Annotated in this window: 21 protein-coding genes; 9 read left to right on the top strand and 12 right to left on the bottom strand. The window is 68.8% G+C overall.

Features of this window, described 5'->3' with window-relative positions:
- Nucleotides 1–183: 183 nt before the first annotated feature.
- A complete protein-coding gene (locus tag ACTWPT_RS46375) occupies nucleotides 184–1,050 on the bottom strand; it encodes a LysR family transcriptional regulator (protein ID WP_443183933.1) in 867 nt (288 codons plus the stop codon).
- 116 nt (nucleotides 1,051–1,166) lie between these two features.
- On the opposite strand from ACTWPT_RS46375, the gene ACTWPT_RS46370 reads away from it, so the two are divergent.
- The 3 genes from ACTWPT_RS46370 to ACTWPT_RS46360 all read left to right on the top strand — a co-directional run bounded on the left by ACTWPT_RS46370 (nucleotide 1,167) and on the right by ACTWPT_RS46360 (nucleotide 3,514).
- Entirely contained in the window at nucleotides 1,167–1,937 is a 771-nt protein-coding gene (locus ACTWPT_RS46370) for an arginase family protein (RefSeq protein ID WP_443183932.1), read from the top strand.
- Between the two features lie 128 nt (nucleotides 1,938–2,065).
- Complete coding sequence (locus ACTWPT_RS46365; protein ID WP_350958054.1) at nucleotides 2,066–2,188, top strand: hypothetical protein; 123 nt, start codon at nucleotides 2,066–2,068, stop codon at nucleotides 2,186–2,188.
- A gap of 318 nt (nucleotides 2,189–2,506) precedes the next feature.
- Nucleotides 2,507–3,514 (top strand): RNA polymerase subunit sigma-70, encoded by a 1,008-nt coding sequence (locus ACTWPT_RS46360; RefSeq protein ID WP_443183931.1) that lies wholly within the window; start codon nucleotides 2,507–2,509, stop codon nucleotides 3,512–3,514.
- A 170-nt stretch (nucleotides 3,515–3,684) separates the two neighbouring features.
- Here ACTWPT_RS46360 and ACTWPT_RS46355 read toward each other — a convergent pair whose 3' ends face one another.
- Together ACTWPT_RS46355 and ACTWPT_RS46350 are read right to left on the bottom strand one after the other, a co-directional pair.
- Nucleotides 3,685–4,269 carry a dihydrofolate reductase family protein gene (locus ACTWPT_RS46355; RefSeq protein WP_443184001.1) on the bottom strand — a complete coding sequence of 195 codons (585 nt, stop codon included), beginning with the start codon at nucleotides 4,267–4,269 and terminating at the stop codon, nucleotides 3,685–3,687.
- A 406-nt stretch (nucleotides 4,270–4,675) separates the two neighbouring features.
- Entirely contained in the window at nucleotides 4,676–5,422 is a 747-nt protein-coding gene (locus tag ACTWPT_RS46350) for a Tn3 family transposase (protein WP_443183930.1), read from the bottom strand.
- Nucleotides 5,423–5,497: 75 nt separating this feature from the next.
- On the opposite strand from ACTWPT_RS46350, the gene ACTWPT_RS46345 reads away from it, so the two are divergent.
- Complete coding sequence (locus ACTWPT_RS46345) at nucleotides 5,498–5,890, top strand: hypothetical protein (RefSeq protein ID WP_443183929.1); 393 nt, start codon at nucleotides 5,498–5,500, stop codon at nucleotides 5,888–5,890.
- Here ACTWPT_RS46345 and ACTWPT_RS46340 read toward each other — a convergent pair.
- The 3 genes from ACTWPT_RS46340 to ACTWPT_RS46330 all read right to left on the bottom strand — a co-directional run bounded on the left by ACTWPT_RS46340 (nucleotide 5,856) and on the right by ACTWPT_RS46330 (nucleotide 8,581).
- On the bottom strand, nucleotides 5,856–6,584 hold the full coding sequence (locus ACTWPT_RS46340; RefSeq protein WP_443183928.1) for a hypothetical protein: 729 nt from the start codon (nucleotides 6,582–6,584) through the stop codon (nucleotides 5,856–5,858). The two genes, ACTWPT_RS46345 and ACTWPT_RS46340, sit on opposite strands and share 35 nt — an antisense overlap.
- A gap of 143 nt (nucleotides 6,585–6,727) precedes the next feature.
- A complete protein-coding gene (locus ACTWPT_RS46335; RefSeq protein ID WP_443183927.1) occupies nucleotides 6,728–7,978 on the bottom strand; it encodes a DUF4158 domain-containing protein in 1,251 nt (416 codons plus the stop codon).
- Between the two features lie 363 nt (nucleotides 7,979–8,341).
- Complete coding sequence (locus tag ACTWPT_RS46330; RefSeq protein WP_443183926.1) at nucleotides 8,342–8,581, bottom strand: hypothetical protein; 240 nt, start codon at nucleotides 8,579–8,581, stop codon at nucleotides 8,342–8,344.
- A gap of 272 nt (nucleotides 8,582–8,853) precedes the next feature.
- On the opposite strand from ACTWPT_RS46330, the gene ACTWPT_RS46325 reads away from it, so the two are divergent.
- A complete protein-coding gene (locus tag ACTWPT_RS46325; RefSeq protein ID WP_443183925.1) occupies nucleotides 8,854–9,039 on the top strand; it encodes a hypothetical protein in 186 nt (61 codons plus the stop codon).
- A gap of 70 nt (nucleotides 9,040–9,109) precedes the next feature.
- On the opposite strand, the gene ACTWPT_RS46320 is transcribed toward ACTWPT_RS46325, so the two are convergent.
- Nucleotides 9,110–9,889: a S1 family peptidase gene (locus ACTWPT_RS46320; RefSeq protein WP_443183924.1), complete on the bottom strand. Its 780-nt coding sequence runs from the start codon at nucleotides 9,887–9,889 to the stop codon at nucleotides 9,110–9,112.
- Nucleotides 9,890–10,111: 222 nt separating this feature from the next.
- On the opposite strand from ACTWPT_RS46320, the gene ACTWPT_RS46315 reads away from it, so the two are divergent.
- Complete coding sequence (locus tag ACTWPT_RS46315) at nucleotides 10,112–10,423, top strand: PadR family transcriptional regulator (RefSeq protein WP_443183923.1); 312 nt, start codon at nucleotides 10,112–10,114, stop codon at nucleotides 10,421–10,423.
- A 21-nt stretch (nucleotides 10,424–10,444) separates the two neighbouring features.
- Complete coding sequence (locus tag ACTWPT_RS46310) at nucleotides 10,445–10,687, top strand: hypothetical protein (protein WP_443183922.1); 243 nt, start codon at nucleotides 10,445–10,447, stop codon at nucleotides 10,685–10,687.
- Between the two features lie 53 nt (nucleotides 10,688–10,740).
- Here ACTWPT_RS46310 and ACTWPT_RS46305 read toward each other — a convergent pair whose 3' ends face one another.
- Nucleotides 10,741–11,388, bottom strand: a complete 648-nt coding sequence (locus ACTWPT_RS46305; RefSeq protein WP_443183921.1) for a TetR/AcrR family transcriptional regulator — start codon at nucleotides 11,386–11,388, stop codon at nucleotides 10,741–10,743.
- A gap of 151 nt (nucleotides 11,389–11,539) precedes the next feature.
- Here ACTWPT_RS46305 and ACTWPT_RS46300 point away from each other — a divergent pair, with 151 nt between their 5' ends.
- The gene (locus tag ACTWPT_RS46300; protein WP_443183920.1) at nucleotides 11,540–12,280 is read left to right on the top strand and encodes an SDR family NAD(P)-dependent oxidoreductase; all 741 of its coding nucleotides are present in this window, start codon (nucleotides 11,540–11,542) and stop codon (nucleotides 12,278–12,280) included.
- Nucleotides 12,281–12,314: 34 nt separating this feature from the next.
- Here ACTWPT_RS46300 and ACTWPT_RS46295 read toward each other — a convergent pair whose 3' ends face one another.
- Together ACTWPT_RS46295 and ACTWPT_RS46290 are read right to left on the bottom strand one after the other, a co-directional pair.
- A complete protein-coding gene (locus ACTWPT_RS46295) occupies nucleotides 12,315–15,086 on the bottom strand; it encodes a helix-turn-helix transcriptional regulator (RefSeq protein WP_443183919.1) in 2,772 nt (923 codons plus the stop codon).
- A gap of 161 nt (nucleotides 15,087–15,247) precedes the next feature.
- Nucleotides 15,248–15,709, bottom strand: a complete 462-nt coding sequence (locus tag ACTWPT_RS46290) for a hypothetical protein (protein ID WP_443183918.1) — start codon at nucleotides 15,707–15,709, stop codon at nucleotides 15,248–15,250.
- Nucleotides 15,710–15,780: 71 nt separating this feature from the next.
- On the opposite strand from ACTWPT_RS46290, the gene chrA reads away from it, so the two are divergent.
- A complete protein-coding gene (chrA, locus tag ACTWPT_RS46285; RefSeq protein WP_443183917.1) occupies nucleotides 15,781–17,010 on the top strand; it encodes a chromate efflux transporter in 1,230 nt (409 codons plus the stop codon).
- 71 nt (nucleotides 17,011–17,081) lie between these two features.
- On the opposite strand, the gene ACTWPT_RS46280 is transcribed toward chrA, so the two are convergent.
- Together ACTWPT_RS46280 and ACTWPT_RS46275 are read right to left on the bottom strand one after the other, a co-directional pair.
- Nucleotides 17,082–17,861, bottom strand: a complete 780-nt coding sequence (locus ACTWPT_RS46280) for a TetR/AcrR family transcriptional regulator (RefSeq protein WP_443183916.1) — start codon at nucleotides 17,859–17,861, stop codon at nucleotides 17,082–17,084.
- Between the two features lie 59 nt (nucleotides 17,862–17,920).
- Nucleotides 17,921–19,066, bottom strand: a complete 1,146-nt coding sequence (locus tag ACTWPT_RS46275) for a DUF1266 domain-containing protein (protein WP_443183915.1) — start codon at nucleotides 19,064–19,066, stop codon at nucleotides 17,921–17,923.
- Nucleotides 19,067–19,100 lie beyond the last annotated feature (34 nt).

Here is a 19,100-nt window from a genome sequence, read left to right as displayed (position 1 = left end):
GTCTGAATCGTGGTAGCGGATGGTGCCGAGAGAGCGACGGCTGTAATCCCGCATTGAACGGCATTGCCCCAGCTGCCGCAAGGGCCGGCCGGCCAATCCGGGTCGTCAGTGCCGCTGCCCGCGGTGACGCCGGTTGCCAGGCAGGAGTCCGTTGTCGCGGTCGTTGTGAGCGCCGCCGCGACACTAGCCACCGAGCAGTTCGAGCACGGCGTTGACGGCCGGAGTCATGGTGCGGGCCAGCGCATGGGTGGTCCGGGTGATCTCGATCGTGGAGATCGGGCGGAGTACGACGCCGTCGGGGGCGCCGACCACCGTGGCGACCAGTTCGGGGACCAGGCTGACGCCTAGACCTTCGCCGACCATGCGCAGGACGAGCGCGTAGTCGTCGGCCGTGTGGATGACGTTCGGGTGGAAGCCCGCAAGGGTGCAGGCGCGGTCGAGCATCTCGTGGTCGGTGGTGCCCTGGGAGCCCGCTATCCAGTGCTCCTCGCGCAGGAGGCGCATGTCCACCTCGCCGGTGGCGGCCGGGTGACCTGCGGGAAGGGCGATCATGATGGGCTCGACGCCCAGGAGGTGCCGGGAGACTCCGGGCGGAGGGTCTTCGGGGATCAGGTTGTAGGTGAAGGTGATCCCGAGGTCGCAGCTGCCGTCGCGGAGCGCCTCGACCGCCTCGCGGGGTTCGAGTTCGTGGACGATCACGTGGAGGAACGGATGTTGGGTTCTGGCGGTGGCTATCGCGGGCAACAGTCGGTGGGCCGCGGCCGTGGCGAAGCAGGCCACCCGGAGGGGCCCTCTGGGGGTCGAGGCGGAGCGGAGGTCTTCTTCCGCGGCCTCCAGCGCGTTCAGGACGATGTGCGCGTGCTGGACGAGGCGCCGCCCTTCGGCAGTGAGGCGGACACGGCGCCCGGCTCGATCGAACAGCGGGACGTCGGCCTCACGTTCCAGGGTGGCGAGCTGTTGCGAGACGGCGGACGAGGTCATGCCGCAGACCTCGCCCACGGCGGTCATCGTGCCGTGCTCGGCGAAGTCGCGCAGCAGGCGGAGCCTCATGGGATCCAACATCAAGGAAGCCTTATAGATCATCGTAGAAACGCTAAGTGGACGTTGCCGATTGGACCACGCGACACTGTTGCCCGGCCACAAGAAATGGGCGCAAGGAGGGCAGGATGCTGACTGTCGTAGAGATCCCCCAATGGCAGGGCTCGACGTCGCCCACAGCGCCGCGACTGATCGAAGGCGCCTCCCGGCTGGCCGCCATGGTTCCGGACGCCCGGCACATACGGGTGGACACCAGTGGCACCCTTGCCGAGATCGCCGATCGGGTCCGGCGGGCGCTGCCTCAGGACGGCTTCGTCGTCACGGCCGGCGGGGACTGCGGCGTCGAGCTCGAACCGGTCGCGGCCGCGCTGCGCCGTTACGGCGACCGTCTGAACCTCGTCTGGTTCGACGCCCACGGCGACATGAACACCCCCGCCACGTCCCCGTCGGGCGCCTTTCACGGCATGGTTCTGCGCACACTCCAGGGTGAAGGCCCGTCCGACCTGGTGCGCTCCCCCAGGCTGCGCCCGGATCAGATCGCCCTGGCCGGAACGCGCTCACTGGATCCCGCCGAGGCCGACTACATCCGGCGGGCCGGCATCGGCGGCCTGTCCACCGTCGACGAAGACGCGGTCCTATACATCCATGTAGATCTTGACGTCCTGGACGGCATCACGTCAGTCGGTTACCCGGAACCGGACGGCCTGTCCGAGGCGGAGCTGACCGAGGCGATCGCCGCCCTGGCCTCCCGGCACGAGATCGTCGGCCTGGGCATCACGGAATACGCGCCCGCAGCCCCGAAGGACGAGGAGATGCTTCAGCATCTTGTCCCCGAACTCGTCCGGCTGTGCAGCGCGTCCCGCCCGTGGCAGATCGAACGGCGCGCCGCCGACACCTGACCCGCCCGGCACGCCAGGGCATCGTCTGCCCGCTGTGCCGGACGGACAAAGACGAGGACGACCGGGACAGGCCTCACCTGAGCGGAGTTGTGCCGGCTAAGAGTGGTCCAGGAAAGGGCGGTGGCGCGATGACCTCGCCGTCGGACCGCGAGCTGCTCAGCTGGAGTCCGGCCAGCGAGGCCGAGGAGCGCGCCGACATGAAGCAACTCCAAGCTCAGCGCGACGCTGTGACCGCGCCACCGCCGGTCTGAACCGTCGGTTAGGCGTCCTGTCCGACCTCGGCGAGGCCGCGCGGGTGACTGACCTCGCCGAGGCGGCGTCTGGTTTGGCATCGCGGTCGGAGGCGCGCCGATGCGGCCCCTAAGTAGCAGGCGCCGAAACCAACGCTTAGCCGTGCTGGCCCCACCTCGACATCGAGGGTGTGCCCGACCCGGAGCACGTACCCTGGATCGACCCCGACCCATCCGGTCTGGCGAACGGCCCGGTGTCAGCGGCTTCACCGATCAGAAATCCTCCGCCACGCCGTCAGTTCTGTTAGCCCTCTCGCACCGGTGGAAGGATTGATGACCATGACCGACGCCAGACTGCTGGGCGCCGACGAGGCCACGTTCATCGCGGCGGTCCGCTCAGGCGACACGGCGCGGTTCGCACTCATCACGGAGCGCCACCGGCGTGAGCTGCAGGTGCACTGCTACCGGATGCTCGCCAACTACGAGGACGCCCAGGACATGACGCAGGAGACGTTCCTGCGAGCGTGGAACAAGCGGGAGTCGTTCAAGGGTCACGCTGCGCTGCGGACCTGGCTGTACCGGATCGCGACGAACGCCTGCCTTGACTTCCTGGAGAAGCGCAACGACCGCACACCCGTGCCTGCCGAGCTGCCGGGCGGGGGCTCGGAAGTGCACTACCTGCAGCCCTACCCGGACCGGATGCTCCCGGAGGACCCGCAGGAATCGGTGGTGGCGCGGGAGACGATCGAGCTGGCGTTCATCGTCGCCGTGCAGCATCTGCCGCCGCGACAGCGGGGGGTGTTCATCTTGCGCGACGTCCTCGGCTGGCCGGCGTCGAAGGCCGCCAACGCCCTCGAACTGACCGTCGCATCGGTGACCAGCGCGCTGCAGCGGGCGCGCGTGACGATGCGCGAGCAGCTGCCCGACCGCCGCCTCGACTGGCGGAGCCCTGCCACGCACGAGCTGTCGGATGACGAGCGCAGCGTGGTGAAGTCGTATATGGACGCCCATGAGCGCAACGACCTCGACGGGCTGATGGCCCTGCTGCGCGACGACCTGCGTTTCACGATGCTGCCCGATCCGGGCACCTTGGTCGTCACGGCCAAGGACGCGGTGGACGGCTGGGTCTCCAATGGGCTCTTCCAGCGCGGCTACGACGACTGGCGCTGCATCGCCACGACGGTCAACCGCATGCCTGCCGCCGTGCTGTACCTCCGCAGCCCCGGCGACCCGGAATACCGTTTGTTCACCATCGCGGTCCTGCACATCGTCGACGGGAAGATCGCCGAGCTCACCGGATTCGACGCCACCGACAAACCATGGCTGAGCCTGCCCGCGACGCTGTGATCAGACAAGTCCGCATCGTCGACGAGTCCAGCGCACGGGCCGGCGTCACCGTTTGTTTTCATCTTCAGCGAGTCGGTCAACAGCTCACTCGAAACGCTCGCCGAGGGTCACGGTGAGCACGACAGGAAGGATTTCGACCTGGCCTGACGAGCCGAGCATGTGGCCCGTGCTCATCGCCTCCTCTCGTATCGGGTCATCACCACGCCGCCGGGAAATGTCCGCGTCTCGACCAGGTTCAGGTTCACCCAGCTGTCCAGCGCGGTGAAGAACGGCGTGCCGCCGCCCACCAGGACCGGATGGGTGACGATCGCGTACTCGTCGATCAGCCCGGCCCGCATGGCCGCCCCGGCGAGCGTCGCGCCGCCGATGTCCATCGGGCCGCCGTCCTCGGCCTTGAGCCGGGTGATCTCGGCGACCGCGTCGCCGGTGATCAGGCGGGTGTTCCAGTCGACCTTGTCGATCGTCGATGAGAACACCACCTTCGGCATGTCCCGCCACAGGCGCGCGAACTCGATCTCCGCCTGGGTAGCGTTGGGCTGCTGGTCGCCGGTCGGCCAGTGGGAACTCATCGCTTCCCACAGCTTGCGCCCGTACAGCGACAGCTCGCTCGCCCCCATCTGTTCGTACCACCACTGGAACAGCTCGGCGCTCGGCGATGAGTCCGGTCCGTCCCCTCCGCTCCAGCCGAGGTCGTCGCCGGGCGCGGCGATGTAGCCGTCCAGGGTCACGTTCATGCCGAAGATCAGTTTCCGCATCGTGCCAGCCTCCCGTGAGTCGATCTCACACGTACAGACGGGCGCGGCGCGGAAACCTAATCGGTGCGCGATCTGCGTCCGCAGGTAGTCCTCGCGTTCCGGACTCAGCACGGCGTACTCGGCGGGCTCGAGCACCACCGACCGGATCTCGATTTCACTCTCGCAAACGCCAGGTCACACAGCTCACAGCGCCGGGCCCTCTCACCGCGCTGGAGATCGCCAACCAGTTCCCGACGCTGGGCATCTCGCTCGGCGACCAGCGGACGCACGTGCCCGGCAAGATCCGCCAGTACCTACCTCTCCCAGCGCCGACGCAGCCAAGCGTTGTTTTTCGGCGCCTACTACTGAAAGGGCCCCTGAGGGGGCAATGCCCCCGACGCCGAGTGCGCCCCGTGAGGGAAGCCCGTCAGAACAGCGTGTCGCGGACGCGCAGCGGCCGATAGCCGGTGGGACCGAGCTGGGCGAGTTCACCTTCGATGTCGACCTCGATTGCGCCGAAGAAGTTGATGTTCTCGCTATGCGCCGGGGAGATGTGGGCCAGGACCTCGTCGTCGATGCGGCGTCCCGCCCTGCGCATCGACTCGACCGCGAGGCCGTTGTACTCGGTGGTCCAGGCGACCACGGCGTTGGTGGCCAGCGTCAGGCACCACGCCTGCTCGGTCTGAGCTTCGAGGTGCCGCGCTCGGATGGCGCCCTCGTGGGCGTAGAGCAGGTCTCGCTTGAGCGCGTGCAGCGACTCGCCCTTGTTCAGCTGCCGGGAGATCTTGCGCCGGTAGGCCGGGTCGGCGAGGTATCGGGCGGCGTAGATGGTGCGCCGCAGTGCCCCGTACTCCTTGAGCGCTGCGGCGAGCGCGTTCTGCCTGCCGGCCGCGGACAGCTTGCCGACCAGTAGCGAGGCGGTGGCGTGACCGAACTTTAGCGAACCGGCCAGCCGGAGCAGGTCGTCGTAGTGCTCGGCGATCAGGTCAGTGTTGAGCTTGCGGGTCAGCAGCGGCCCGGTGTGTGGGAAGTCGGCCTCGACCTGCGCACGCGATCCGGCCCGGTAGAGCGTGATCTTGCCCAGATCCCGGATCCGCGGGGAGAGCTGCAAGCCGAGCAGGTCGAACAAGCCGAAGTTGACCAGCGTGATTATGTGGACACTGTCAAGCAGCAATCTGCTTGTGGGGTAACAAGCAATCCAGAGACGATCTCTGTCCTCGTGACGGCTTGATCGATAAGGTGTTCGACCATGGGCGTCTTGGTCGACTACTTCACGGCGGACTCCGATGAGTCGGCCGTGCGGGCTCTGTCCGGCGGGCCGGCGTATGTGAAGCTGCCGTATGTCGACTGCAAAGGCTGGATCGACGAACTCGGCGACCTGGTGGCCGAGCTCAGCGGGCGCGACGTCAGCGAGTTCGGCGATAGCGAGGTCGTCGTGGATGACGGTGAGGTGTCGGGCGTGGACCGGGTGATGCCGGAGACGGTCGCCGTACTCGCCGCCGTAGAAGATGCGCGGTTGCGTGAGTATGCCGAGGACGAGCTGCTCAACGACTACGAGATCGAACGCATCACCGCCTTGCGGGACCTAGCCCGCGAGGCGGTGCGGCTCAGCCACGAGATGTATCGCTGGATGTGCGTCTGAACGCCTCGAACAGCTCTTCACGGAGGGCGGGCGGCAGCTTGGGGCCCAGCCTTGCAGGGCTCACCAGAGCTTGATCGTCGGTCCATGCGCGTGCCGTGCCGACGAGGAACTCCAGTGCGGAACGGGCCTCCTGGCAGTGCTTGTCGTCCGGCCAGCTGTCGACCAGCGGAAGCACCGAACTCGCCCGCTCGGCGATCCGGTCGAGGAACGCATATCCGGGCAGGCCGGGGAAGCGCTGAGCCCGCAGGTCAATGTGGCGGAAGGAAACGTCGTCGAGCTCGGCGGCCGTGAAGTCGTTGCCGCTGAAGTCATTGTGGTCTCTGCCCAGTACGGCCTGGTCGCGATCGGCCGGGCGGCCCCAGAAGTTGATGCTGCGCACCGGACCGAGGAAGACACAGTCGACGAACTCGGCCTCGGATGTGGCCGTCTGCTGCCGCAGGCGAGACCGATCGAAGGTGCACCTCTCAAACCGGACGTTGCCGAAGTGAGTGAACTCCGCGAAACGAGTGCGGCGGAACACGCAATCTCGAAAGACAGTCTGCGGCCACGCGGCGCCGTCCCACTCTTCTCCGCCGACGCCGGTGCCAGTGCTGCCCATCAACAGCTGCTCGAAGGCGGCGCCGGAGAAGTCGCAGTCGTCGAACTCGCTGCCATAGGCGATGAAGCAGGGGAACCGCGTCTCGGTGAAGTCCACGTTCACCAACCGCGCCCGGTCGAAGATCAGATCGGTCACGCCGGTGGGCAGCTGGAAGCGCTGGTCACACAGCTCCCCGCGAGCGATCCTCGCGCTTCGCCACCCTTCATTGGTCGGTTCGAAGGTGAACTGCTCAAACGCGTTCACGTCGGCCGCCTGGAAGTAGGAGATTCATGCGCGGAGTCTCGCATTCGGCCCCGACAACCCCTTTGATCACCCGTGTCGGCAGGTGGAGGAATCGTCAGGATGGGGCTTTGTCCGAGCTCAGCAAGGAGCGCTTCGAGCCGCCGAACCACGGCCTGGTGCCGTTCGACTTCGCGGGTCCAGCCGCGCTCGTCGGCGTCCTGGATGAGCTGCTGTTCGACCTCGAGGCGGGCGCGCAGGCGTGGGGCGTACTCGGGAGTCGTCACGAACTTCGCGCAGGTCAGATAGAGGTCGCACTCGCACGGGCCTTCGGCGGGCAGGCGGAGGCAGTGGCCGAGTTCGAGTTCGGTTTTGAAGAAGTTGGTCTTCAGCCAATGCACCGCCTCGTCGGGCAGGACGCCCGACTTCAGGTCGAGCGCAGCCGGGCCGCCGATGACCGCGCCGGGGCCCAGGACGGACTTGTAGTCACGCAGGACCTCTTGATCGCTGATCTGGGCGTAGATGAGGGCCATGGAGACCGAGGAGTGGCCCAGGACTTTCATGATGGTGTGCAGCTTGGCGCCGCGTTCGGCGAGCTGGGTCCCGACCGTGTGCCGGAAGCGATGGGCGGAGATGGTGGCCCCTGACGCCGGGGCCGTTCTTCTTGCCGCCCGGGACAACCAGGCCGACCTCCATGCTGGCCTGTTGGATGGGGGTGTTGAACAGGTAGTGGAGCGACAGCAGCTTGCCGTGGTCCATGAACAGGTAGCGGATCTGCTCGCCGGTGCGGGAATCGATGAAGGGCCGCTCGGGCACGTTCTTGCGCAGGTCGATGACCTTCTGCAAGGCGTCGGCGAGTCGTGTTCCATCGCCCTGGCGAGCAGGAACTCGTCTAGTTCCTTGAGCTCCAGCGTGGTCGGCAGCCGCCACCCCGGATACTTCGCCACCAGCCGCAAATGCTCGGTCCGCGTCATCGCCCGCCGCCCGTACGAGCGCAGCCCGGCCGGGTCGACGCCGAGCTGCTCGGCCAGCCTGGCCACCGCCACCGGCGGGGCCGAAAGCACCTTGTCCGGCACGAACCCCAGCCACGGCAACGTGCATAACGCCACGGCCAAGCCGAGCCGGTCCGCCGGACCACGGCCCCGACCGGGATCGACGAACGCGACATCCGCCGGAGTCAGGGTGAAGAACCTCGCTAGCTCGTCCCTGCCAATCTCCGGGAACCCCCGCAGGCGCTCCAGCTCCTCGTCCGCGAACACCTGCGTCGCCAAGAAAGACCTCCCGCCAGGCCCACAGATTCCCAGATCAGAAGCCTACCCAGCCATATCCGCCCGATTTTCGGCGAGTACTACGGGGACCCCGACACGGCAGGCGCCGCAGGCGGGGCGGCGGGACCGGCGACCGCGCTGGACGCGGCGGCCACCGTCCTGTTCTGCTACCCCGCGACGGGCATGCCCGCCCCCTACTGCCCGACTGGGATCAGGTGCCCGGCGCGATGGGCTGCACGCTGGAGAATCGCCTCTTCAGGGACCGGGCGTCCGAGTTTTGAAAATTTCTTCATTGCTACCGGGGACCCCTACGAGGCGGAGCGGGCTCGCCTTGGAACGCAGCGCTACCAGCTGCGGAGGCACCTTCTAAGATCCCGGGTCCCTGGTCGCCGCGATGGCGTAGCGCTGGGCATCTTCGCGGTAGGAGGAGCCGACGACGGCGAACCCGGCTTCGACCAGCCGTCCCTCCAGGTCGGACGGGGTAAACGGCCGGAAATCGATGGGATGGCGCTGGTGGGTGACGCTGCCGTCCGCGTGCTCCTGCAGGAACAGGAGCTCCGCCAGACACGGCTCGCTGAGGCTCTCAGGTCGTGTGCCCAGCCTCACCCGCCCGCCCGAACCCTGTCGTGACGCCTGCGTGCCCACCGATTGCCCAACCACGCACCCCCTGCAGGGCCTCGCCCGCAGGTAGGAGCGGAGAACCCGATGCCGATCTCCGTGGCCGTGCGCGCCCGGCGCTGTGACACAGAACTCCGATTCGCCGGCCCCTCCGCCGAAGGCGGGGGCTCTACGTTGAGCCCGATCCGGGTCGGACAGGTCATCGTGAGGGCGCTTCGCTGGCCGACCTCCGACCAGAAAGGTGTTTCATAAGCGGACATATGAAACACGGCGGGCGGTGGCGCTACGGCTGCCTACCTTCCGGGCCCGGGCAGGCGCTGCGTCTCAAGCGGGCCATCCTGGTGATCGACCGGCTCCGCGTGGTACGCCACGTCGCCTTCCCCGTCCTCGACATTCCCCAGGCGGTCGAGGACTCGCCAAAAGCCGTGCGGTCCCTCACTCGCTGAGCGAGCGGGCCGGTTCCTGCGTCCGGGCCCGGGACGTCTCGCCTGCTCTCACCCTTCCTGGTCGGCGGGTTCAGGGCAGGGTGACGTACTTGCCGAGGAATGTCCGGGCCGAGGCGGTGTCCAGGCGGTAGTCGTAGTTGGTCCCCTTGCACGCGTCGTCGGCTCCGCTGATCGACGTGGCGATGAGGAGGTGGGAGGTCGGGCCGCCCAGGAAGTTAGGGCCGCCCGAGTCGCCGAAGCAGGTGCTGCCGTCGGTCTTGGAGCTCAGCGACAGGTCGAGCCATCTGCGGGAGAGGCCTTCGAAGGAGATGGACGTCTGGTTGCGCGTGTCCGTGTACTGGTAACGCCTTCCGTGACCCTTTTTGTTCTTGATGGGGTCCAGGGAGCCGTACCCGACCGGAGTGAAGCGCGTGGTCTTCAGGCGCTTGTCGGCTTTGAGCTTGTCGAGCAGGCCGGCGGACGGCAACTGGGCAGGCTTGATGCCCGCGATGGGCGTGTCGAAGACGACCACGGCCATGTCATGAAGGTCCGACTTGTCCTTGTAGCGCGGGTCCGGCACGTAGCGGCCGGCGTAGAGCTTGGACCCGGGCTCGTAGCGGCTGGAGAAGGAGACCCGGGCGGTCTTCTGCTTGCGCTCGCCACAGTGGGCGGCGGTGAGGAAGACGGTGGGCGAGATGAGGGTGCCCGTGCAGTAGGACCATGTTCCGTCAGGATTGGCCTTGTCGCCGATGAGAGCTCCCACCTCTGGGTGGGCGTCTCCGTCAGCCGAGCCGTTGGTGATGGCCGACGCAGGCGTGGCGGCACCGATGGTCACCGCGGCAACAATCACGACAAAAGGGACGAAACGCATTCGGGAAGTGTATGCGTTTGTGGCCCTACTGTGACAAATCGGACAAAAGATCTACCCACCAGGCGCGTGTTTTTCGCGGGCGGGCGCGTCCGAGGCGCGCCGGCGGTCGGCGCGGCGGGGACCCCTGTGCTCTTGCGGGCCCGGATGGCATCGGCAGCCGATATCGGTTTCGTCATATGCTGGCGGGTGCCAGGGCGAGGCCGGTTCAGGGAGGCGAGGCCAATGCGGGAGTTCCAGCGCGGGGCTGTGCGGCTGCACATCTTGCACCATGCGGCCGAGCAGGAGATCCACGGGGCGTGGATGACCGAGGAGCTCAAGCGGCATGGGTACGCGATCAGCCCGGGCACGCTCTATCCGACGCTGCACCGGCTGGAGGCCGACGGGCTGCTGATTTCGGAGCAGCAGGTGGTCGAGGGCCGGGTGCGGCGGGTGTATCGGGCCACCGAAGCCGGCCGGGCGGCCCTGAAGCAAGATCGCGCTGCGCTCGCCGAGTTGGCGCGCGAGGTCCTCACTGACGACGATCGGCCGCATTGAGTGCTGTGGTCTGGTGCTGGGGTGAAGGTGGTGCCGCCTGGCGAAGGCGAATCGGGTGCCATGCCGGGATTCGGCGCGGTCTTCAAGCTCTACAGCCGCGACCTGAGCGAACCGCTCACCTCCGCTATCCCGGCCGCCGGCCGGAGCCTGCACGAGACCCCCGAATTCACCGCCCTCGCCGCAAGATACGGGCTGACCCACGGCAAACCGGACTGGCTCGAGGATGTCGTGGCACGGTACGGGCTGACGTCACTGTCTCACTAAGACCGAACTCGATCTCGTACTCGTTGAGCAGGGGGTGGTACAGCACACCTAGATCAGTGCTCGTGATCGAGGTGCGGGGCGGTCAGGGGCAGGTGGCGCGGCGGCGGGTGGGGAAGCTTTCGCCCCGTGGAGGTGGTGAGGCCGTCGAGGGCCAGCTCAAGGTAGCGGCGCCACGCCTGAGGCTCGGCGCTGAGCAGCGGCGCCGCCGTATGCTGGATGCCGCTCAGCAGCAGGACGACATCGGTGCCGGTGACGTCTGGGCGGACGATGCCCTGTTGGCGTGCGCGGGCGGTGAGCGCTTCGGCGACATCGCAGAGGCGATCGATCGCGTCACGCACCTGCGGGTGCTGCACGGACGGGCGTCCGATGACCTCGCAGAACGCTCGATCCCTGACGAAGATCTCCACCCCGGCGGTCATGAACTCCCGCAGCGCCAGGCCGGGATCGTCGGCCGTGAGCAGCACGGTGGCAGTGTCCACGAGCTCGTCGAGCATGCCGAGCATGATCGACGCCAGCAACTCCTCCTTGGAGGAGAAGTGGCGGAAGACCGTGCCCTTCCCCACACCGGCACACTGAGCGATCTCCGCGATGGACACCTCGACTCCGCGCTCGGCGAACGTTTTGGCCGCGGCGTCCAGCAGCAGTCGACGGTTGCGCACCGCGTCACTGCGTGACGGGGCAGCAGGTGTCGTTCCAGTCATGTGCCTCCTTCCACCTATCAGCCTACCCCAAGGTGACCGAGCGGTCCGCTTTTACGCTAGGCTAAAGGTGACCGATCGGTCCGCTTAGCCATGCGCCCCCTAATGGTCACGCGGGCTGTGGATTCTGCGAGCCCTTGCGGAAGGAAAGCACATGAGCAACAACACGTTGGCTGGAAAGGTCGTCCTGGTCACTGGAGCGTCGTCGGGCATCGGCGAGGCCACCGCGCTGGCCCTCTCAGCGGAGGGGGCCAGGGTGGCGGTCGGGGCCCGGCGCGTCGATCGGTTGGAGTCCCTGGTGGGCAAGGCGCCCGGCGAGGTGCTGGCCCTCGAACTGGATGTGACCGATCAGGAGTCGGTGCGGGCCGCGGTCGCGGCGACCGTCGAGCGCTTCGGCGTCTTGGACATCCTGGTGAACAACGCCGGGGTGATGCTCGCCGGCCCGATCGCGGGTGCGGACACCGCGGAATGGACGCGCATGGTCGAGACCAACCTGCTCGGGTCGATGTACACGGTGCACGCGGCGTTGCCGCATCTGCTGGAGCGCAAGGGCGCCGTCGTGCAGGTCTCCTCGACCTCGGGCCGGTTCGCGTCGGCCGGCAACGGCGTCTACGCCGCGACGAAGTTCGGCATCACCGCCTTCTCCGAGGCGCTGCGGCAGGAGGTCACCGCCCAGGGCGTGCGGGTCGTGGTCGTCGAGCCCGGCTTCGTCGCCACCGAACTGGCCGACCACATCACCGACCCTGCGATGCAGGCCGCCGCGCAGAACATAGCCGCCTCCATGCGCACCCTGCAGCCCGAGGACATCGCCAATGCCGTCGTGTACGCGGTCACCCAGCCAGCGCACGTCGCGGTCAACGAGATCCTCATCCGCCCCACCGACCAGACCCGGTAGGCCGTGATGGACCTCGCCGGCAGATCACGGCGAGTCAGGCCGTAGCGGCCGCGCCTTCCAGCACAGTGCGGATCTGTTTGCGGGAGGCGATGCCGAGCTTGGTGAAGACCTTGCGCAGGTGCCATTCGACGGTGTGCGGGCTGATGAAGAGCTGAGCGCCGATCTCGGGGTTCGTCAGCCCGTCACGGGCCAAGCGCGCTATCTGGGCCTCCTGGGCGGTGAGCGTGGCGGTCGGCGCTTCCGCGGGGCGCTTGCGGATCGTCTCGCCGGTGGCCTGCAGCTCGCGCCGGGCGCGTTCCGCGAACGCCTCGACCCCGATCCGGCTGAGTATCTCGTACGCGAGACTCAGTTGCTCGCGCGCCTCGACGCGGCGGTTCTCGCGGCGCAGCCATTCGCCGTAGAGCAGCCGGGAGCGGGCGTACGTTATCTGGACCTGGGTGCGGCCGAGCCGCTCGATCGCCTCACGGTAGAGGGTCTCGGCGGCCGGTCCGTCGTTCACCTGGGCACGCACCATCGCCGAGGTGCCGAGGGCCCAGTCGGTGCCGCTGGCCTGTGCCATCGCGCCGAGTTGCTGGGCGGCTTCGGCGGCGCGGGCCGGCCTTCCGGTTCGGGATGCGGCCTCGACGAGCTCGACCAGGGACCTGATGGCCAGTCCGAGCTCCTGTGGGTTCTCGGCGCCTCGCTCGGCCGCGGCGTACGCCTCCTCGTAGCGAGCGTGGCCGTTGTTGAGCACCGCGCTCGCCCATTGGCTGGAGCTCAACAGCTTGCCTTCCCCCTGGTGGAGGTCCGCGTCTCGCGTGATCGCTTCGATCGCCTGGAGTGTCTCGGCTCTCCTGCCTCTCCACGGCTCGATCACCATGGTTACGTAGTGGGCGAGGAAGCGGCTGCCCGTCGCCTCACCGATCGTCTGCGCCTCGGCGATCAGCGTGTCCGCGAAGGCGAGCTCACCGGCCAGGATCCGATTCGACACGAGCTGCAGGAGAGCCGACGGCAGCACCGACAGCGCCCCCCTCTCGCGGGCCAGGTCGACCAGCCTCGTCGAGAGCACCGTACTACTGTCGAAATCCCAGACGTTGAAGGCCATGCGGGAGGCGAGCGGGAGCCAGCCGAGGCCTTCTTCCCTGGAGACTCCCTCGGTGCAGAAGGCGTCCAGGGCCTGGCGCACCATGGGCATGCCCGCCGCGTAACCCTGCGTGGTCATCACGGCCAGGCCATGCAGGAGCAGATTGTTGCGCTCCGGCGGCGGCCCCGGCGGCGCGGCGAGCGTCGCCCTGGCGATATCCAGCAATTGAGCGCCGCTCGGCAGCCGGTCGACGGTGAGAGCTGCGTTGAGCGCATCCCGGTAGGTCTCTTGGGCCAGTCCTGCGTCCAGCGGCTCCAGGCGTTTGGCTGCTCTGAGTAGCAGCGGCAAGGCGGTGCCGGCACTTGTGGAGGCGAACATGATCTGGCCGCGCAGCAGGATGGCCTGGGCGAGCTGGTGTTCGTCCAGGGGGCTGAGATCGGCCGCGTCCAGGAGTTCGAGCGCGGCGTCGTACCCGCCGGCCTGGTACTTGGCCCGGGCCGCCGCCAGCGCCCTGGTTCCGCGGCGTGCAGGGTCGGGGGTCAGCTCGGCTGCCCGTTCCAGGAACGCGGCCGCCGCCGCGACGCCGCCGCGGGCCTGTGCCCGATCGGCGGAGTGTTCCAGCTCGGCGGCCACCGTCTCGTCGGGGCTGGCCGTCGCGTTGGCCAGGTGCCACGCCCGACGGTCGGGATCCGACCGAGGATCGGTCGCGTCGGCCAGCGCGCGGTGCACGTTCTGCCGGTTCTCCGGGGTCGCCACGCGGTAGGCCGCCGAGCGTACGAGGGGATGGCGGAAGCGCACGCGGGTCCCGATGGTGATCAGTCCCGCCGCCTCGGCCGGCGCTGCGGCGGCCGCTGCGATGCCCAGCAGCTCTGCCGCCCGGGTCAGCAGGGTCACATCGCCCACTGGCTCGGCCGCCGCGATGAGCAGCAGCTGCTGCGTCTGGGGCGGGAGCGACTGGACCCGCCGCAGGAAGCTCTGCTCGATCTGGCTGGCCAGCGGCCGCGCGTCGGGCCGCCCGAACCCGCCGGCCAGCTCCGCCGGCGTCAATCCCCTGGGCAGCTCGAGCAGGGCCAGCGGGTTTCCCTGCGTCTCGGCGACGATCCGATCCCGGACTCGCTCGTCGAGCCGCCCAGGGGACACCGAGTCCAGCAGTGCGCGCGCGTCGCTGTCGCTCAGCCGCCCCACCGCGAGCTGCGGCAGCCCTCTCAGCTCTTGTTCGAGGTGGGACTCGCGCACCGCGAACACCAGCCCGATCCGCTCGGCGAGCAGGCGCCGCGCGACAAAGGCGAGAGTCTGCGCGGAGACGCGGTCGAGCCACTGGGCATCATCGATCAGGCAGACCAGCGGCTCCTTCTCGGCCACGTCGGCGAGCAGGCTGAGCACCGCGAGCCCGACCAGGAAACGGTCCGGCGGCGCTCCCGCGCTCAGCCCGAACGCCGTGCCGAGCGCCTCGCGCTGCGGAGCCGGCAGGTGACCGAGATGATCCAGAAATGGGGCGCACAGCTGATGCAGCCCGCCGAAGGCCAGCTCCATCTCGGACTCGACGCCCGCCGCCCGGGCGATCCGGCAGCCGGACGCGCTGGCGCGTGCGTACTCCACTAGCGCCGTCTTGCCGATGCCGACATCGCCGCGCACCACCAGCACCGCACTGTTGCCGGCTTGCACCGTCGCCACGAGCTGGTCCAGCGTCTCGCACTCGATCTGCCGCCCACGAAGCTGCAACCCGGGCCCCCTGCTTGCCATGGGCACCGCCCCCCGAGGGCCGTATACCCGCTGACCATTGACGCCGAAGGTAGGAGGCGAATGGCGCTACAGCGTACCTTTCTGGTGTGGAGCACGGCAATTTGCCGTCGACACCGTCTGCGGGAGCAGCCGATAGGCGGTCGTGGCGACAAGGGCGTCGGTCAGGCCGGCGTCGGCACGGGGGCCGGGCGCCACTGTTCGGAGCCGAAGACCTCGTAGCGGATCCGCTCGTCCGGCACGCCGCGGCGGTGCAGGCCGGCCCGGACGACCTGCATGAACGGGACTGGACCGCACAGGTAGACATCCGCGTCGGGGTGCAGTGGGATCGCGTCGGTGTCGATGAAGCCGGTGAAGGCATCCGGGGCGTCCGAGACAGTCTGCTCGTACCAGACGAGGTTGCGGAAGGAAAGCAGCCGGGAGCCATTGGTGATCATGTCGGCGCGTAGCGGGTGGCGCTCCATGTGCCAGGCCGGCGTCTTCTGCTCGTAGTGGTCCGCCGCCGTCACCAGGCCCTGGCACACCTCCGCGGTGGTCTCGAACAGCGCTTGGGCCCTCTGGCGCCTACCCGGCCCTCGTACCCCGATATCGGCCCCCGACTCCAGATCTCCCCTGTCTCCCAGCACGGCCAGGCGCCCAGGGTAGTATCGCTTACCGATATCGGACGCCGTTTGTACCGGGCGAAGGGACCATCTCGGTGAGCGAGCACGACCCCGCGGACGAGCCGCCCGCACCCGGCGACGGGCGCCCCGGCGATCCGGACTCCGCCGACCGGACCCCGGCCGAAGGATCGGCCGGTTCGGTGCGCGAGGTGGCGCTGCTGTTCCTGAAGCTCGGCACCATCGCGTTCGGCGGCCCGGCCGCGCACACCGCGATGATGCGCGACGAGCTGGTCCGCCGCCGCGGCTGGGTCAGCGACCAGCGCTTCGTGGACCTGATGGGCGCCACCAACCTCATCCCCGGCCCCAACTCCACCGAACTGGCCATCCATCTGGGCTACGACCGGGCCCGCTGGCGTGGCCTGCTCGCCGCCGGAATCTGCTTCATCCTCCCGGCCGCGCTCATCGTCACCGCCCTGGCCTGGGCCTACGTCACCTACGGCAACACCCCGGCCGTCGAGGGCATCCTGTACGGCATCGTCCCGGCCGTGATCGCGATCATCGCGCACGCCCTGTTCGGTCTGCTGCGCACCGTGATCAAGAACATCTGGTTCGCCGCGCTGGCCGTCGCCGCGCTGGCCGCCTACCTGCTCGGCGTCAACGAACTGCTCGTCCTCGCCGCCGGAGCGCTGCTCGCCGCGACCGTGCCGCTGGCGCGGCGGCTCCGCCACCACCAGGCGTACGGCCTGCTCACCCTGCCGCTGCTCGGCCTCGGCTCCCCGCTCTTCCCCGACCCCACCGGCGGCCAGCTCACCCAGCTCTTCCTCAGCATGCTGAAGATCGGCTCGGTGCTGTACGGCAGCGGGTACGTGCTGCTGGCCTTCCTGCGCGGTGACTTCGTCGACCGGCTCGGCTGGATCACCAACCAGCAGCTCAACGACGCCGTGTCCATCGGTCAGGTCACCCCCGGCCCGGTCTTCACCACCGCCACCTTCCTCGGCTACGTGATCGCCGGCCCCATCGGCGCGTTCCTGGCCACCGTGGCCATCTTCCTGCCCTCCTTCGTCTTCGTCGGCCTGCTCACCAAACTCACCGACAAACTCCGCTCAAGCGCCTGGACCTCCGCCCTGCTGGACGGCCTCAACGCGGCCGCACTCGCCCTCATGGCCGGCGTGTCCTACCAGCTCGGCCGGACCGCGATCCTCGACCCGCTCACCGCGGCCATCGCCGTGATCACGCTGGTGCTGCTGTGGAAGACCCGCCTCAACAACGCCTGGTTCATCGCCGCCGGCGCGGCCATCGGGCTCGCGCACACGGTCGTGGCCTGACCTGCGCCCGCGTCCTCACGAGACAGAACCGCTGACGCAGCGCAGCATCGGCGGCGCGGCCTCGGCGCCCGTCACCTACCCGGAAGGGCGGCGGCGCGCAGGAACGCGTCGGTGAACACCTCGCACGTCTCCTTCACCGAGGGCATCTCCGGCCCCATCGCGGCCTCCAGGGTGGGGCGGAGCAGCAGGTGCGCCGCCATCGGGCCGAGCATGAGCTGCAGGAGGAGCGGGAACGGCAGCGGCCGCAGCCGGCCCGCCCGCACCTGATCCATCAGCAGGGTGCGCAGGGTGACCACCATCCGGGGAAGGGACGCCTGCAGCATCCGGCTCGCCGGGCCGTCGGGGCGGCCGAACACGTCGGCGAACACGGCGGGCAACACGCGAGGCTCCTGCCCGAACACGACGATCATCGTGCTGTAGATCTCGCGGACCAGCTTGGCGATGTTGTCGGGGGGATCGGCGGCCAGCGCCTCCAGGTCGGGCACCGGGCCGTAGCGGTCGAAGACGGCGGTCAGCAGGCCATCGCGACCCTCGAAGATCGCGTGCAGGCTCGGCAGCGAGCAGCCGGCCGCGGCGGCGACGGCGTCGAGGGTGACCGAGCCGAGCCCGCGCTCGGCGATGAGCTCGGCCGCCGCGGCGACGGCCCGTTCGCGTACGGGGGGCCGCCCGCCGGGGTCGATGCCCGCCTGCCGCACGGCCTCGTTGAGTGCCGCCCGTGTGCCGCCCAGCCTGCGCAGCAGCGTGCTCCGCGAGATGCCCGCCGCCGCGGCGATCGCGCCGATGGGCACCTCCGCCACGTCCTGGCCCCGCTCGCGGGCCGCCGCCAGCGCTGCCGCCACCAGGTCTTCCATGCGCTGTATGGTACCGACACACATACGGCATCGTGCTGGATGTTACCTATATGAAGGTTTCAGTTGGGCGTGAACGGGATGTTGCGCCACGGACTGCCGGGATCCTGCGTGAGGATCCGGTGGGGAGTGAGCGCGGAGTCGTACATGTGGCCGAACGCCTCCTCGTCGAACCGCAGCACCCGCCCCAGGATGTATCCCGCCGAATAGTCCTCCCACGTCCGATACACCCGCCGGGCCAACTCCCCGGCCTGGATCACCAGCTGCTCGGTCTCGTACGGCTCGGCGAACCGGGCGCTCAGCCCCCACCGCGCGAAGTTCACCGCCCGCCCGAAGTCGTAGCCGAGCGCCGAGGTGACGAAGGCGTCCGGCGGGAGGATGCCGTCGGCGCGGAAGCGCTCCTCGTACCGCATGATCTTCCCGATCAGCGGCATCACCCCGTCGATGCCGGGCCCGCTCACGCCCCGCTGGGCGAGCGCCCCGGCCGTCGCCCGCTGCCACACGGACGCGTCGCGGTGCGAGCCCGGGTACTGGCGGGCGAGATCGTTGCGCACCTGGAGCACGAACTCCGGCTCGGCCGGGCTGTTGCGCCCCTCCAGCAGCGCCGTCAGCTGCACCTGCCAGCTGTGCCGATCCGTGACGCCCCACGACCCGCGCAGGGTCTCGACGTCCTCCTCATAGCTGTTGTAGACGTCGCCGATCTCGTTCCAGATCACCCCGTTGTGCACGGCGAGATGCCCGCCGCAGGCCAGCCCGTGCGCAAGGGGCCCGTGCAGCGGCCCGGTGTATTTGGTGAGCATCTGGTCGGCGTCGTGGCCGTTCTTCGGGACGCTCTTCTTCAGTGACTTCCAATGCCGGCGGGTGCGCTTGGCGTCGGGGAAGTACGTCCCTGACGGGCTCCCGGGATTGACCAGCATCCCCTGCAGCTCCGACCCCCACCACTCCTCGGGCGGGAAGGGCAACGAGACCGCGCAGGCGACGACGTCGGGCCGCGTTCCGGGCAACTCCCCCCGGGTGTACACGACCAGGCACTGCTTGCCCTCGGGTCCCTGCTCCGTCCGCCAGTCCACGACCAGCTTGCGGCCGTCGACCTGGTCCTTCGGCTTGTACGAGAACGTGTCGGCGTCCAGCAGGACGCGCACGTAGGCGTCCCAGTCGCCCCGGGACTTGGCTTCGGCCAGCGACCGCTCGACATCGGTGGGCGGCACCCATGCCGGCTGGAGTTGCAGTTCGTGTCCCGAA

The sequence above is a fragment of the Nonomuraea sp. 3N208 genome, from assembly GCF_052245935.1.
Classification (GTDB): domain Bacteria; phylum Actinomycetota; class Actinomycetes; order Streptosporangiales; family Streptosporangiaceae; genus Nonomuraea.
Note: the sequence above shows the minus strand (reverse complement) of the source record. Positions and strands in the feature narration are given on the sequence as shown.

Coding starts and splice junctions, on each gene's coding strand:
- ACTWPT_RS46375 (WP_443183933.1), bottom strand. CDS start 1,050: ATGAGGCTCCGCCTGCTGCGCGACTTCGCCGAGCACGGCACGATGACC.
- ACTWPT_RS46370 (WP_443183932.1), top strand. CDS start 1,167: ATGCTGACTGTCGTAGAGATCCCCCAATGGCAGGGCTCGACGTCGCCC.
- ACTWPT_RS46365 (WP_350958054.1), top strand. CDS start 2,066: ATGACCTCGCCGTCGGACCGCGAGCTGCTCAGCTGGAGTCCGGCCAGC.
- ACTWPT_RS46360 (WP_443183931.1), top strand. CDS start 2,507: ATGACCGACGCCAGACTGCTGGGCGCCGACGAGGCCACGTTCATCGCG.
- ACTWPT_RS46355 (WP_443184001.1), bottom strand. CDS start 4,269: ATGCGGAAACTGATCTTCGGCATGAACGTGACCCTGGACGGCTACATC.
- ACTWPT_RS46345 (WP_443183929.1), top strand. CDS start 5,498: ATGGGCGTCTTGGTCGACTACTTCACGGCGGACTCCGATGAGTCGGCC.
- ACTWPT_RS46325 (WP_443183925.1), top strand. CDS start 8,854: ATGAAACACGGCGGGCGGTGGCGCTACGGCTGCCTACCTTCCGGGCCC.
- ACTWPT_RS46320 (WP_443183924.1), bottom strand. CDS start 9,889: ATGCGTTTCGTCCCTTTTGTCGTGATTGTTGCCGCGGTGACCATCGGT.
- ACTWPT_RS46315 (WP_443183923.1), top strand. CDS start 10,112: ATGCGGGAGTTCCAGCGCGGGGCTGTGCGGCTGCACATCTTGCACCAT.
- ACTWPT_RS46305 (WP_443183921.1), bottom strand. CDS start 11,388: ATGACTGGAACGACACCTGCTGCCCCGTCACGCAGTGACGCGGTGCGC.
- ACTWPT_RS46300 (WP_443183920.1), top strand. CDS start 11,540: ATGAGCAACAACACGTTGGCTGGAAAGGTCGTCCTGGTCACTGGAGCG.
- ACTWPT_RS46295 (WP_443183919.1), bottom strand. CDS start 15,086: ATGGCAAGCAGGGGGCCCGGGTTGCAGCTTCGTGGGCGGCAGATCGAG.
- ACTWPT_RS46280 (WP_443183916.1), bottom strand. CDS start 17,861: ATGGAAGACCTGGTGGCGGCAGCGCTGGCGGCGGCCCGCGAGCGGGGC.